Source organism: Synechococcus sp. Lug-A (genome assembly GCF_024345655.1).
Classification (GTDB): domain Bacteria; phylum Cyanobacteriota; class Cyanobacteriia; order PCC-6307; family Cyanobiaceae; genus MW101C3.
On the sequence record NZ_JAGQBN010000013.1, the window covers coordinates 26,748 to 41,070 of the forward strand.

Consider the following 14,323-nt stretch of genomic DNA (forward strand, 5'->3'; position numbering starts at 1 on the left):
GGTGGCGAGATTAGGCAGGCTGCCCTAGATCATCTGCCGCTGCGTCCTGCTGGATCCGTCGCAGGGCAGCCGCCACACGCACGGGATCGAGCAGGATCGGCTCTGTGATCGGCGCCTCGAACAGCAGCTGGCTGTACAGCCTGGGTGGGGTAGCGGGCTGCAGGCAGCGCACCAGCTTCAGGGCGCCCGCTGCCGCCAGGGCATGGCCGTAGGGAGGGGCGTAGCGCGGCTGATGCAGCTCCAGCACCTGGGTGCCCGGTCGTGCAAAGGCCAAGCCCGCCAACGCTGCTCCATGGGCGAGCACCAGCAGTTCGGCGTCGGCGATCAGGGCCGCCTGATCTGCCAGCGGCAGCCCTTCCAGCACCGTGGGCTCCAGCGCCAACCCCTCCTGCTCCAGGTGCGCCAGCAGCTCCGCCTCCCCGAACACCGGTCGCCTGCCCGATGGGCCGCGCACCAGCCACAGCCGCCGGCCTGCACCACGCCGGGGTCCCCGCTGCTCAGGCCGTAGGTAGCGGTGGCGCAGCCAGGCGCGGGCCCGCCGTGACGGCCAACCCAATGGATGCAGCGCAGCGGGCACCAACAGCCGCTCTGCCTGCAGGTGGGGGTGTTCACGCGCATCGATCAGCCGCTCGGGCGGAATGCCGAGGTCGTCCACCAGGCAGCGGCGCACCCGCTCGCTGCTGCCGCCGTTGTGCCAGAGGTGCCAGGCGGCCGGCCACCCCCCCGCGCCAGCCAGCGCCAGGCCCAGGCGCGGCAGGCTGTCAAGCAGCCAGTGGTAGTGGATCTCGGCGGAGAGGTCCGCCACGGCCAGCACTGTGCCGGCCACCACCAGCGGCGCTCCGGCCGGCGGCGGCTCGGTGCTGGTGGGAGGGTTGGGGCAGGTGGGCCAGGGCTGGGGATAGCGGCGACACAGCTGCGGCAGCAGCTCGCCCGCGCCATCGGCCACACCGAGTCCGTGGGTGGTGCCCCAGGGGTTGCTGCTGGGTGGGCGCAACCAGGCGCGGCCGTGGTGGAGCTCATGCAGCTGGAAGCGTTCCTCCCGCCACCCCTGCTCCTGCAGGGTCTGGGCACAGGGGAGGCAGTCGGTGCCGCGGCAGGCCCCCGCTGGTGCTGGCGCCGCCAGGCCCCCGAAGCGGGCGGCATCCGCGCCATCGCTGGGCTGGGGGGGCAGGTGGGCCGCCAGCTGCTCCAGCGCCGCCGCACCCCATGGGTAGCGGGGGGCTGCCAGCCGCGCGATGGCCCGGGCCAGTTCGCCACCGGGTTGCAGCTCAAACACCTCCTGCAACCGCTGACGCGCCGTTTCGGCGTTTTCCGGCCAGCTGATCAGGGCCCAGCAGCGCAGCAGCTCCGCCAGCTCCTCCGCCAGCTCGGCCGCGCTGGACTGCGGCTGCAGCAACGCCTCGCACCAGGCCAGCACCCGGAGCCGCAGGCTGGCCAACGGGTCAGAGCCGGCGGGCAGGGTCTGCCACCAGCGGCTCAGTGCTTCCGGCTGCCACAGCGGGTCGCTGTCCTGCAATTCAGCCCTCAGCTGGCTGGCCAGGCCCTGCAGCCGGCGGCCTGTACGGCCGCGGCCGGAGTGGGCGAGATCCTCCAGCACCAGCACTTCTAGGGCGCGCCAGGTGGGATCGCTCAGCCACTGTTCAGCGCTGATCTGGCGGCCGATGCGCGCGCAGCTGCGTGCCGCGTTTTCGGCCAGGTGCAGCCAGGTGTGGGCGGCTCCGTGCGGGCGGCTGCCCCAGGCGGTGCGCCACAGCTCCAGGGCCAGCTGAGGGTGTTGTTCCTGCCAGGCGTGCCAGCCCGCCCAGGCGCGGGTTCCAAACAGCAGCGCCGTGCGCCGGGCCCGCAGCGGATGGGCCGCAGGCAGGGCCTCCAGGCGCCGGTTCATCACCCACAGGAGCGCACGGGCCTGATCGGCCGCCTGCCGGCTGGCCGCGCCGCCATGCACCCGATAGCCGCAGAGCACCTCCTCCAGCCAGGCGCCGCGCTGGCCATCGGCGGCCAGCCGCAACAGCAGGTCCACATCTTCCGCGTGCCGCAGCCCGGGATCAAAGCCGCCGCTGCTGGCCAGCAGCGAGCGCCGCAGCATCCAGGCGCTCGGCAGAACGGCTTTGTGCTCAAAGGCCGACTCCAGCTCGCAGCCCGCTCCCTCCTGCCAGGGGCACACGTCATGAAGGGGCTGGCCGGAAGCATCCAGGCGCCGCCAACCGCACAGCAGGTGCTGCAAACCGGGGTCGGCCTCGAAACGAGCCGCCTGGTGGCTGAGCCGGGCAGGCAGGGCGATGTCGTCGGCATCGAGGAAGGCCACCAGGGGCGCCTGTGCATTGGCCCAGCCGATGTTGCGGGCCGAGGCCACCCCTCGCCCGGCCGCTAGGCGGATCAACCGCACCGGCTGAACACCTCCGCGCGACCACGCGGCGATCAAGGCGGCCGAGTGATCCGTGCTGCCGTCATCCACCGCCACCAGTTCCCAGTCCGCCAGCTCCTGGCCCCGCAGCGACGCCAGGCAGGCCGGGAGCCACCGTTCCGCATCGCGGAACGGAAGGATCACGGAAACGCGTGGCAACATATGGCGAAGCAAATGCAGGCTGAGGCTGGCTGATGGGTTTGCGTACGGCCTTGATCCGCATGCTCGGCGGGGAGAAAAGCTCTGCCGGCCCCAGCGGTTCATTCTCCCTGGATCAGCCTCCTGCCCCACCCCCCCATGCCCCAGCCAGCGCCGGTCCCTCCTCCCCGGAGCTGCAGTTTCGCTACGCCGAAGAGCTCAACGACCATGGGCGGCCTGATCTCGCCGTTTCCCACTACCGGCAGGCCTATGTGATGTTGCGGGTGCTGGCCGGGCCTGCGGCAGCCCAGCTTGCCGGTTACACCCAGCTCGCCCTGCCGGATCGCACCTCCGGCCAGCCCATGCCGGGCCTGCCGCAACGTCCAGGCCAGCCTCCTGCTCCCGCCACGCCCAACCCCCTCGCGGCCCTGCGCCAGAAGCTCAGCAGCGCCAACGCCGCCGAGGTGGAGCAGGAAGTGCGCCAGCTGATTGTGGCGGGAGGCCGTGGCGCTGATTCCTTCAGCCTGCTGGGCATGTGCCACCTGCTGAAAAATCAGCCGGCGGAGGCGGAGCGCGCCTTCCGCGAAGCGCTCAAATACGACGGCAATCATTTCCGCAGCCTGGTGAATCTGGGCGGGGTGCTGTTGAAAACCGGCCGGATCGAGGAGGCGGTGCCGCTGCTGGAGAGCTCACTCCAGCACACGCGCCCCGGATCGCCTGAGTCGTTGGCGGCCCTCACCAACCTGGCCGTGGCCCAAACCCAGCTCGGCCGCCCGATCGATGCCGCCCAGTTGGTGCTGCGCATCTTTCGCATCAAGCCCGATCACCTCCAGCCCGACAAACTCGTGGTGGCGGCCAAGCATCTCGAGGAGATGGGCGACGACACGGCGGCTATCGACCTGCTTCAGCACCTCCGCACCCGCCTGCGCGAGCCCGACCTCAACCGCCGCCTGGCCGAGTTGCTCGAACGGCGGGGTGACTATCAGCAGGCGGCCCTGGTGTATCGGGAGCTCGCCGCCGGCACCGGTAGCCCATGAACACCCTGCTGCCGCCCCAGCTGCAGGATCTCGGCAACACACTCCCTCTGCCGGATCAGGCCACCGTGCGGTTCCTGGCCCGGCATGAACTGCTCAGCGCCTGGTGCCAGCGGCGTCTGCTTGAGGAGTTGGCCGCTGCCCCCTTACCGCTGCAGGCGGATCCCGAGGCCGAGGACGACGACGAAGCCTTGCTGCTCGGCTACGCCCGCCGTTGTGGCCTCGACAACCTCGACGCCCTGCAGACCTGGCGCGAGGCACGCGGGCTTTCGCTGGAAGAGCTGGAAGCCCTGGCCAGCTTCGACACCCGGGTGGCCCGTGCCAGCCAGTGGATCTGGAGCCAGGAGGTGCCTGGCCTCTTCCTGAAGCGCCGCGGTCAGCTTGATGAAGTGGTGCTCACCTTGGTGCGCGTGCGCGACCCCGACCTGGCCACTGAGCTCTTCTTTCAGCTGCAAGACGGGGAATGCTCCTTTCATGAAGTGGTGGAGCGCCATGCCGACGAAGCCGATCGGCTGCGGCGTGGGGTGGTGGGTCCGTTGCCGGTGAACCGGCTCAATCCGCTGTTGATGCGGGTGGTACGCCGCTACAAACCCGGCGAACTGATTCCGCCGCTCGATATCGGCGGGGTGGTGCATCTGATCCGGGTGGAATCGCTCAAACCCGCTCAGCTCGACGACCGCCTCCGGGCCCAGCTCCTGGAGGAATGCCGCAGCCGCTGGCAGCGCGATCAACTCAAGAAGCTGCGTGAGCGGCTGATGCAGTTTTCCCCTTCCCTGGAGGACCAGCCCTGATGCGTTTTGACCAGCTTCTGCGCAACTCGGCGCTCCTCGCCGACCTGCCTGACGACCTGATCAACCGGATGGCGGCCGAGGCCTCCATGCTTCAGCTGGGGGTGGGCCAGCCCTTCCAGCGGGCCGGTCAGCTGCCCCCCGGCGCCGCGCTGCTCGTTGAGGGGCGGCTGCGGCGGCTGCAGGTGCGGCTGGGGGAGCCACCCACCAGCCTAGGTCTGGTGGGCCCTGGCAGTTGGCTCGGCTGGACCTCCCTGTGGCGCGGTGAGCCGGAACTGGGCTTGGTGGCCTCTCAGCCCTGCGCCCTGCTGGTGCTGCCGGCGGCCCTGGCTGTCCGGCTGTTGCAGCAGGAGTCGCTCCTGCGCCAGGCCGTGGCGGGCCGGCCGTCGCTCGAAGAGCTCGCCAGCCTGATGGAGGTGTGGTGGCAAGCCCAGGGCCTGCGGCCCGAGCGGCCGCAGGCGCGGCTGGAGCAGTTGCTGGGTGAGGCCCTGCTGCTCGGCCCCAACGACCAGCTCCCCCCTGGCCACCTGGTGCTGTACAGCGGGCCGCGCCAGCCGGCCGGGCTGCTGCCGGGGGATCGGCTCCAATCGGATTCGGAAGGCTGGCGCGGCGCGGTGAACCAACTGCCGCCCCGGGTGGTGGCCATCCCGGAAGCGGCCCTCAACGCCCAGTTGCCCCAGGAGGGCAGTTCCGCCCTGGTCCCCCTGACCAACCGGGCACCAATGCTGCCCGTCGATCCCCTTGAGCTGGGCTTCGTGGACACCCGCCCGCTGGGCGGCGACGCCCGCGGTGCCACCAATCCCTCTGCTGATCGGGTGGAGCAAGCCTTCCTCTGCATCCAGCAGCTCTGCCAGGCGCGGCAGGTGGTGCTGTCCAACGAGCAGCTGATGCGTAATCTGCGCGATGTGGAAGCACGGCTCGGTGCCCTGCGCTTGCCGCAGGTGGGGCTGCAGCTGGAAGCCCTCGGCTTCGATACCCGGCCGCTGCGGGCGCGCGCCTGGGAGCTGGCCCGGCTGGAGCCCCCGGCGGTGATGGATTTCGACGGCCAGTTCGTGTTGCTGCTGCTGGCCGGCCGCGGCAGCGGCGTGCTGATCGGTGATCCCCGCCGCGGGCCGGTGCGGCTCAGCCTGGCCGAGCTGGAGAAGCGCTGCCCCGAAGGCCTTGATGTGCTGGTGGTGCGCGAGGGCAGGGCCGGCCGTGATGTGGTCGAAAAGGCTGGCCTGGGCTGGTTCCTCAGTGCCTTTTCCCGTTACCCGGGCATGGTTTCGATGGTGATGTTCTCGGGCCTGGTTTACCAGGTGCTCGACATGGTGCTGCCGCTCAGTGTGCTGCTGCTGATCGATGTGGTGATCGGCCGCAACAATCCCACCCTGCTGGCGCCCATCCTCTTTGTCCTGGTCACCGCCACGTTGGTGAACGCCGTGATCGGCGGCGTGCGGGCCCTGGTCACCGCCGATCTCTCCGATCGGGTCGATGTTCGCCTGGGATCGTCGGTGGTGGAGCATCTGCTGCGCCTGCCTTTGCCTTATTTCGAGAGCCGCCAGGTGGGCGCCATTCTCTACAACGTGAACCAGCTGTATTCGATCCGCCGTTTCGTGGTGGATCAGGTGCTCGGCGTTGGCCTCGACCTGGTGCTCGGCCTGATCGTGCTGGTGATTCTCTTTTTCATCAGCCCCACCATCACGTACATCACCCTGGCGGTGGTGCCCGTGATGATCGGCCTCAATCTGATCGGCAGCCCGCTGGTCAGCCGCAACCTCAAGATCAGCAACCGCTACATGGCGTCGGCCAACTCCTATCTGGTGGAGCTGCTCTCGGGCATGCGCACCGTCAAGAGCCAGAACTTCGAGGTGGAGGCCCGCTGGCGCTGGCTGGATCGCTACCGCCGCTACACCAATGCCCGCTACCGGCTCACGCGCCTCTCCACCCTGCTCAATCAGGCAGGTAAAACCGTTGGCAACGTCACCGATGTTGTGCTGATGGGTGTGGCGGTCGTGATGATCCTGGCCAACGATCTCAGCCTTGGTGCGCTCTTCGCGATCCGCATCCTCTCCGGCCGGTTGGTGAGCTCGTTGGTGCGGCTTGGTGGGCTCTGGCAGGGCATTCAGGAGTTGCAGATCTCCCTGGCCGCGATCAGTGAAGTGATGGAGAGCATGCCGGAGGCCGGCCCTGAAGACCAGCAGCAGCAACCGCTGCCTCCCCTGCGTGGCGACCTCCGCTTTGAGCAGGTGTCGTTCCGCTACGGCACCCGCACCCCCTACCTGCTCGATGGTCTTGACCTGAGCGTGAAGGCGGGCCAGTTCGTGGGCATCGTGGGCCTCAGCGGCAGCGGCAAGAGCACCCTGGTGCAGCTGATTGATCGCCTCTACCTGCCCCAGCAGGGCAAGGTGTTCCTCGATGGCATGGATGTGGGCAAGGTTCAGCTCGCCAGCCTGCGCACCCAGGTGGGCTACGTGCCCCAGGACGGCCTGCTGTTCGAGGGCACCGTGCTCGAAAACCTCTGCCTCAACAGCCCTGATGCCGACATGGAGGCCGTGGTCGCCGCCGCGAACGTTGCCGCCGCCCATGAGTTCATTTGCGCCCTTCCGAATGGCTATGCCACCCGGCTGGGCGAGCGTGGCGCCGGCGTGAGCGGTGGCCAGCGCCAGCGGCTCTGCCTGGCCCGCATGGTGTTGCAGAACCCCACGTTGCTGATCCTCGATGAGGCCACCTCCGCCCTCGACGCCGAGACCGAGCGGCAGGTGTTCGCCAGGCTGCGGCAACGGTTTCAAGGCACCACCGTGCTGTTCATCACTCACAGGCTCACTACCCTGGGCGAGGCCGATCGCATCCTTTTCATGGACAGGGGCCAGATCATTGAGGATGGCCGCCACGACGACCTGATGCGCCTCGCTGGCTCCTACGCCACCCTCTATTACCAGCAGGTGGGGATTCCCTTCGATTCCAACCAGGGCAGCCAGGCCTGAACCCAACCCGCGCCCCCCGCCATGCAGCCCAACAAGCCCCCCGCCGCGCCATCCCGCTCCTTGCTTGGCAGGCTGCGGCCCACCGCCCCCGTCCGGTCTCACAACCGGATGCTGGGCTCCATCGAAGACACTGGCTTTTCCAGCGAAGACATCCGCCTCGAAAGCCGGCCGGCCTCCTGGATGCCCGTGGCGATCGGCTCGGCCCTCTCCGTGCTGGTGCTGGCTCTGGTGGCCAGTGCGGTGTTCATCAAGGTTGACCGGGTTGTCACCGTGCCTGGCCGCCTCAAAACGCTGCGCTCCACCCAGGATGTGGCCTCCACGGAACAGGGGGTGGTGAGCAAGGTGCTGGTGAAGGAAAACCAGCTGGTGCGGGCGGGCCAGCCCCTGGTGGTGCTCGATCCTGAAACCCTCACGGCTGAATCGGCCTCGTTGGTTGACCGGCAGGGATCCCTTCAGGCCAACGCCATCGCCGAGCTGCAGCGGCTGGAGGCCGCGATCGGCGAGGCCAATGCCCGCTTGGCCGGTGCCCAGGAGCAGCTCACCATTACCAACGAACAGCTCGCCCGCCTGCGTCCCCTGGCTCAAGAGGGCGGATACGGCCAGCTCAACGTGCTCGACACTGAAAAGAGCCGGGTGGAACTGGAATCCAGCATCCGCTCCACCCGCGCCGAGATCACCAGGCTCCAGGCCGAATCGGCACAGAAGGAAGCCTTGCTGGCCGGTGAGCTCGCTTCAACGCGCTCCAGTCTGGTGGCCACCCGCAACCGTCTCCGCCAGACGGTGCTCAAGGCGCCGCTCGACGGCACGGTGCTCGATCTCCAGGCCAAGCCCGGGTTGGTGGCCCGTGGCACCGAACCCCTGCTCAAGCTGGTGCCCAGCGACAACCTTCGGGCCGAGGTCGACCTGCCCGATGCCGACCTTGCTTTCGTGCGCCCCGGCCAGAGAGCCGAAGTCGAGTTCTCCGCCTACCCGCGTGACCGCTACGGCTGGTTGCCCGCCGAGGTCGTCTCCATCGGTACCGATGCGCTGCCGCCCGCCGAAAACAGCCCTGTGCAAACCCCACGCTTTCCCGCAAAGCTGCAGCTCAGCCGCCAATACCTCGAAGCCGATGGCCAGCGCTATTCGCTTCAGGCCGGCATGGCCCTCACCGCCCACCTCAAACTCGACAAAGTCAGCATTCTCGAACTCTTGTTTTCCAGCTTTGCCGGCGGTGCACGCGCCCTGCGCACCATCCGCTGACGTTGGCGCTGCGGGTGCTGCTGCTGCACCAGAATTTTCCTGGTCAGTTCCAGCATCTGGCGCCCGCCCTGGTGAACCGCGGCGACGACGTGGTGGCGGTGGGACGCCGAACGGGCAGCTATCCGGCCCTGGCTGGCCGTCTGCGCTGGCTCGCCACGGGCGGCAACGTGCACAACGATCTACGCCATGGCGATCCCGAGCGGCGCCTGCTGGCTCCCTGGCACCAGGCACGCCGGGTGGTGGACTGCCTCAAGCCCTTGGCCGCATCGGGATGGCGGCCCGATGTGGTGCTCGCGCATTGTTTCTGGGGCGATGCGCTTCTGCTCGACGACCTCTTCCCCGCTGCTCCCCTGGTGGCCCTGCTCGAACTCGACCTCAGTTCCCCCCAGGTGTGGGGCGGGGCGGCCTCGCCCGGCCGGCGGCAGCTGCAGCAGTGGGCTGACGCTCTGGCCATCCGCCGCATGGCGGTGGGGCTCACGGCCAGCCGCTTCCAGCGCGACAGCTATCCCTCCTGGCTTCACCCCCGCCTCCGGGTGATCCACGAAGGCGTGGACCTGCAGGCCTGTGCCCCCGATCCGCTCGCCCGCCTCAAGCTCCCCGGCGGCGTCAACCTCGGCCCCGAAGCGATGGTGCTCAGCTTTGCGGCCCGCAGCCTCGAACCCCTGCGGGGCCTCGATCGTTTACTGGCCGTGCTGCCGGCCCTGCAACGCCGCCTGCCCCGCCTGCAGGTGGTGCTGGCCGGTGCCTGCGACCGCGGTTGCTACGGAGCCGCACCCCCCGGCAGCGAGAGCTGGTTGGCCCATCTGCTGGCTCGCCTCGGCGACAGCATCGACCGCAGCCGCCTGCACACCCCCGGCCTGCTGCCCCGTTCCCAGCTCAGGTGCCTGTTCCAGATCAGCCGCTTGCACGTTTACCTCAGCCGCCCCTACGTGCCCAGCTGGAGCCTGCTGGAGGCGATGGCCTGCGGCGCTCCCGTTCTGGCCAGCCATGATGCCGGCGTGGAGGGGCTGGTGCTGGAGGGGGTGAACGGCCGGCTGCTGCCCGCCGACGATCCGCACGTCCTGCTCGACCTGCTCGTGCCCCTGCTGGAGCAGCCCGCTGCTGCCGCTGCGCTGCGGCTCGGTGCCCGCCGTCATGTGGCCGCCCACTTCGATCACCGCCGTTGCGTCAGCGCCCAGATCGAGCTGCTCGATGCGGTGGCCTGTGGCCAGGAGCTCCCCTCGCCATGAGCACCCCCTCGGCGTCATGGACGGAGGTGCTGCGGCGCGCCCTGGCCGAGGCCGACTGGCCCGTGGCCGAAGGGGCCCTGCAGCGGCTGCTGTTGCTCACCCCCGAGGCCCCTGATCTGCTCGACCTGCTCGGCTACGTGCTGCTGATGCAAGGGCGCTTCGATGCCTGCGAAGCTGCCCTGGAGCGGGCCCTGGCCGCCGGCAGCCGCAGTTTCTGGACGCCCCACAAGCTCGGCGACGCCCATCGCGGCCGGCAGCGCCTGACGGCCGCGGCCGCAGCCTACGAGCAGGCTCTCACCTGGGGCAGCGACAGCCCCCTCACCGTGCGCAACCTGCTGGAGGTGCTGGTGCCCCTCGATCCGGCGCGGGCGCTGCAGCGTCTGCAGCAATTGGCGAGCCAGCAGCAACCCGGCTGGCAGGAGGGCGCCTGCGCCGCCGCCAGCTCCGGCTTGGCCCCCGAACTCGCTGAGTGGCTCTGCGCCAATGGCGCCGCCGATCAGACGGTGCGGGCCCTGGTCTGCATGCGGCGCCTCAGCTGCTTGGACCTCGACAGGGCCATGCAGCTTCTGCAGGCCATCGATACCCCCTGGTCAGCTCCCCTGCGGCAGCGGCTCGAACGGTTGCAGTCGCCCCTGCCGCAGCCCGAGGGTCACTGAAGCCGGCGCAGCGGGTGATTGGGGGGCAGGGCCTTCACCAGCTCGGCCCGGCCCCCCCAGCGCAGCAGGCAGCCGATCCGTTCGGCCACCACGGCGGCGAGGGCCGCTGGATCGAGGGCCTGCCGCACCGCCCGCCGCCCCGCCGCGCCCAGCTGGGCCGCTTGGGCCGGATGCTCGGCCAGCCGCCGCAGGGCCGCCGCCGCCACCTCCAGATCCGGTTCGCCCCAGCACCAACCGGCCCGGTAGTCGCCCTCACTGCGTTGGATCGCCACCCGGCGGCAGGGCACCAGCACCGCACTTCCCGGGGGCATGAAGCAGAGATTGCCGCCATAGCCACTGGCCACCGTCGGGATGCCAGCGGCCATGGCTTCGGCCAACAGCAGTCCGAACCCTTCGGCCCGATGCAGGCTGAGCACCACGTCGGCTTGCGCGTAGAGCGCATCAAAGGCGCCCGCAGACAGGTGGTTGGTGATCAGCTGCAGGCGGGCATCGCCGGCGCAGCGCTCGACCAGTTGGGCGGTGGCCTCCGGAAACTGGCTGGCACTGGCGAGCTTGAGCACCAGCCGCGCCTCCAGCGCACCGCCTGCCGGGAAGGCGGCGAGGAAGGCCTCGATCACGCCGTCGGGATTCTTGCGGCCGCGGGTGCTCCAGAAATCGAAGGCATAGAGCACGGTGAAGGGCTCCCCACAGCCACTGCGCCCGGCGCGCAACTGCGCCAGCCGGTCGGCGCGTTGCCAATCGATCAGATGCGGCAACGCCGTGACCGGCACCGGGCTGCGCTGGCCAAGGGCTGTAGCGCAGAAGGGCGAAGGGCACCAGAGCTGATCGAGGCCTGGGAAGCCCACCTCCCAGCCGTCGGGGAAGGCCTCCAGCTCCCACGCCCAGAAGCCGATCCGCAGCGGTGCCTCCAGCTGCAACCGCTCCGCCAGGCCATCGGTCTGCCGCAGCACATTGGGGTTGGTGTGCACCAGATCGATCGCGGCGGCGGCTGACCCCGCGGCGGCGCCCTCAGCTCCATCGGCATGGGTTGCCAGGGGCAGGTGGCGCAGCTGCACCGTGAGCCCGGCGGCACGCAGGGCTCGCGCCGTGCACAGCGCACCCTCGCCCAGGCCGAACCCACCGCCGAGATGGCCCCACAGATTCACAACCAGGGGCGACACTGAGCTGTGGCAACCCATCCAGTGTGGCCTCCCCTTGGCTTCCACACCGCAGCACTGGTATTCCCTCGGCGAGCAGGCTCTCGAGCGGGAGCACTGGGCTGAGGCGGAAGCTGCACTGTGGGAATGCCTGGCCCTGCAACCGCGCCATGCCGCAGCCCTGCATCTGCTGGGCCGCCTGCGAGCGCGCCAGGGGCGGCGCCCGGAGGCCATTCGCCTGCAGCGAGAGAGCACCCGTTGCGATCCAGGCCTCGGCTGGAACGCCTTCGCTCTGGCGGAACTGCTGGAGGAGCAGAACGACTGGCCGGCTGCCGCCGGGGCCATGGCCGCGGCTGCGGCAGCCCTGCCGCACCAGCCCTGGATCGCTCGCCGCCGGCAACGGCTGGAGGGCCTCGCCGCTCTCGACGGCGAGACCCTCGCCGATGGGCTGGGCCCCGCCGCTTACCGCTACTGGTGCCGGCAGCTGGAGCCGCCCTTGCCCCCTCTCGAGCCGGCTGATCCGCTGCCTGGTTGGCAGGTCTGCGTCGGTGCCGGTGCCCAGCTGCGGGCGGGGGCTCTGGGCTGGGTGGCGGCCGAACTGAAGCGCCGGCAGGACGCTGGTGAACGGCTCCCCGATGGCCTCTACGCCGACGAAGACCTGATCAGCCCAACCGGCGAGCGTTTTGGGCCCTGGTTCAAGCCGGGTTGGCAGCCGGAGAGCTTCTGGAGCACCCCCTGGCTGGATGGGCTGAGCGTGTGGCGGCTCGACTGGCTGCAGCAGGCCGGCCTGTCACCACCACCTGCCGCACCCGACGCCCTGTTTGCCTGGCAGTTGCAGGCCCTCGCCTGCCAGCCGCGCCTGGTTGCCCTGCCGCGCATCCTTGTGCACTGCCGTGCTGCCGCAGGCGGCCAGCCCTCCGCCAGGCCGGCGATCGCTCGCTCCAACCTGCTGCACCGCCACCTGCGCGAGCTGGGTGAGGCGGTCACGGCCGTCACGCCCCACACGGTGGTGCCGCCGGGATCAGCACAGCCTGGCGGGGTGGCCGGTTTCCGTTTCACCTGGGCCCTGCCTAGCTCGCCACCGCTGGTGAGCGTGATCGTGCCCAGCCGCGATCGCCCCGATCTGCTGGCGGCTTGCCTCGATGGGGTTGACCGGGCGCAGACGCCCCGGCTGCGCCTTGAGGTGTGGGTGGTCGACAACGGTTCACGCCAGCAGGCCAGCGCCGAGCTGCAGCGTCGATGGCAGGAGCGGCCAGGTCTGCGGGCCGGTTGGCTGGATGGCGATGGCCCGTTCAACTGGAGCCTGCTCAACAACGGGGCAGCCCGCGCCGCCCGTGGAGATCTGCTGCTGTTTCTCAACAACGACGTGCACCCTCTGCAGCGCCGTGGGCACCACTCCGGCTGGCTCGAAAGCCTGGCGGCCCAGGCGCTGCGCCCGGTGGTGGGCTGCGCAGGCGCCCTGCTGCTCACGCCTGCAGGGCGCCTGCAGCACGCCGGGGTGCTGCCGGGGCTGGGCAGGGATGGCTGTGCCCACCCCTACCGCGATCTGCCGCCAGACCATCACGTGCACCGCTCCCGCAGTTCCTTTCTCACCACCTGGCCCGCCCTCACCGGCGCTTGCCTGATGGTGAGGCGGCCGCTGTTTCTTGAGGCGGGTGGATTCGATCCAGCCTTGCCGGTGGAAGGCAACGATGTGGACTTCTGCTTGCGGCTTGGAGCCTTCGGCCTGCGGCATGTGCTCACCCCGGAGGCGGTGCTTGTTCATGCCGAGGGGAGCAGCCGCCACAGCCGCGGCGATGACCGTGCGGCCCGCCATGCCGGCCTCACCGGTCTGCGGCAACGCTGGCCTGCAGCCATGGCCGGCCCAGGCCTGTGCTGGCCGGGCGCGAGCAGTGCACTGCACCACGATGGCCGCCCCCGCGAACTGCAGATCCCCGGCTGGGACTGACGTGTTGCCGGTTCAGCGGCTTCGCTGGGCTTCGTGGCGATGGAGAAACAGGCGGAACTGCTCCAGTTGCAGCTCGATTTCGTCCAGTGATGGGAGCCGTTGTCCCTGGGGCACCAGCGCACGATCCGGCCAGAGCGACAAGGCCGCTTCCTGGCGTTCCCGCTGGGCGAGCTCGGCTTCCACCTCGCCCAGCGCCCGTTCAATGAGGCGGTGGTGGTGCTGATTCTCAGCAGGCTGCAGAGCCAGGGCGCGGCGAAGGCTGCCCATGGCGTGCTCAAGATCGCCTTGGTGCCGCAGCTGGCAACCGAGCTCAAACCAACCCCAGCAAAACGTGGGTGCCAGCTCCACACAGCGCTGCTGCGCGGCAATCGCTTCGGCGCAGCGCTGCAGCCGGGCGAGCGCCCGACCCTTGATGTGGTGGCTGAAGGCGAAATCCGGGCGTCCGAGCAGGGAGCGGCCAATCAGCGCCAGGGCGCGCCGCTCATCGCCAAGTTCCAGGGAGGCCTTCGCCAGCAGGTAAGTGATCTGCGCTTCCAGCGGTGTGCCGGCCTTCACATGCTGGAGCTGGGGCTGAAGCGCCTCAACCATCAATGGCCAATCGCCGCTGGCCTCCAGCTCTTGCCCCAGCCGCTGAATCATCCCGGCATCACCGGGGAACCGGCGCAGACTCTCCAGCAGTGTTTCCCTCCGCAAGGCGAGCCCCTGGTGGTGTGCTCCCATTGTCTGGCCTTGGCCAGCAGCCAACCACCGAAGAGCTGGCCGGGCAGCCGTGAGGCAAGGGCGGC

The 14,323-nt window shown here is 69.8% G+C and carries 10 protein-coding genes; 7 read left to right on the forward strand and 3 right to left on the reverse strand.

Annotated elements, in window-relative coordinates; translation table 11 throughout:
* Positions 1 to 10: 10 nt before the first annotated feature.
* Positions 11 to 2,563 (reverse strand): glycosyltransferase, encoded by a 2,553-nt coding sequence (locus KBY86_RS10625; RefSeq protein ID WP_255141072.1) that lies wholly within the window; start codon positions 2,561 to 2,563, stop codon positions 11 to 13.
* Between the two features lie 35 nt (positions 2,564 to 2,598).
* Between KBY86_RS10625 and KBY86_RS10630 the strand changes: the two genes are divergently transcribed.
* The 6 genes from KBY86_RS10630 to KBY86_RS10655 all read left to right on the forward strand — a co-directional run bounded on the left by KBY86_RS10630 (position 2,599) and on the right by KBY86_RS10655 (position 10,454).
* On the forward strand, positions 2,599 to 3,579 hold the full coding sequence (locus tag KBY86_RS10630; protein WP_255141073.1) for a tetratricopeptide repeat protein: 981 nt from the start codon (positions 2,599 to 2,601) through the stop codon (positions 3,577 to 3,579).
* The gene (locus KBY86_RS10635) at positions 3,576 to 4,367 is read left to right on the forward strand and encodes a peptidylprolyl isomerase (RefSeq protein ID WP_094511830.1); all 792 of its coding nucleotides are present in this window, start codon (positions 3,576 to 3,578) and stop codon (positions 4,365 to 4,367) included. The genes KBY86_RS10630 and KBY86_RS10635 overlap by 4 nt, the downstream gene beginning before the upstream one ends.
* Positions 4,367 to 7,330 (forward strand): ATP-binding cassette domain-containing protein, encoded by a 2,964-nt coding sequence (locus tag KBY86_RS10640; protein ID WP_255141074.1) that lies wholly within the window; start codon positions 4,367 to 4,369, stop codon positions 7,328 to 7,330. Before KBY86_RS10635 ends, KBY86_RS10640 begins: the two co-directional genes overlap by 1 nt.
* Positions 7,331 to 7,438: 108 nt before the next feature.
* Entirely contained in the window at positions 7,439 to 8,569 is a 1,131-nt protein-coding gene (locus KBY86_RS10645; RefSeq protein WP_255100111.1) for an HlyD family secretion protein, read from the forward strand.
* 2 nt (positions 8,570 to 8,571) lie between these two features.
* Positions 8,572 to 9,798 carry a glycosyltransferase gene (locus KBY86_RS10650; RefSeq protein WP_255141075.1) on the forward strand — a complete coding sequence of 409 codons (1,227 nt, stop codon included), beginning with the start codon at positions 8,572 to 8,574 and terminating at the stop codon, positions 9,796 to 9,798.
* A complete protein-coding gene (locus KBY86_RS10655; protein ID WP_255141076.1) occupies positions 9,795 to 10,454 on the forward strand; it encodes a hypothetical protein in 660 nt (219 codons plus the stop codon). The genes KBY86_RS10650 and KBY86_RS10655 overlap by 4 nt, the downstream gene beginning before the upstream one ends.
* Here the strand turns inward: KBY86_RS10655 and KBY86_RS10660 are convergent.
* The gene (locus tag KBY86_RS10660; protein ID WP_255141077.1) at positions 10,448 to 11,614 is read right to left on the reverse strand and encodes a glycosyltransferase; all 1,167 of its coding nucleotides are present in this window, start codon (positions 11,612 to 11,614) and stop codon (positions 10,448 to 10,450) included. The genes KBY86_RS10655 and KBY86_RS10660 overlap by 7 nt on opposite strands.
* 34 nt (positions 11,615 to 11,648) lie before the next feature.
* Between KBY86_RS10660 and KBY86_RS10665 the strand changes: the two genes are divergently transcribed.
* Complete coding sequence (locus KBY86_RS10665) at positions 11,649 to 13,538, forward strand: glycosyltransferase (RefSeq protein ID WP_255141078.1); 1,890 nt, start codon at positions 11,649 to 11,651, stop codon at positions 13,536 to 13,538.
* A 12-nt stretch (positions 13,539 to 13,550) separates the two neighbouring features.
* On the opposite strand, the gene KBY86_RS10670 is transcribed toward KBY86_RS10665, so the two are convergent.
* Entirely contained in the window at positions 13,551 to 14,258 is a 708-nt protein-coding gene (locus KBY86_RS10670) for a hypothetical protein (protein WP_255141079.1), read from the reverse strand.
* Between the last annotated feature and the right edge of the window lie 65 nt (positions 14,259 to 14,323).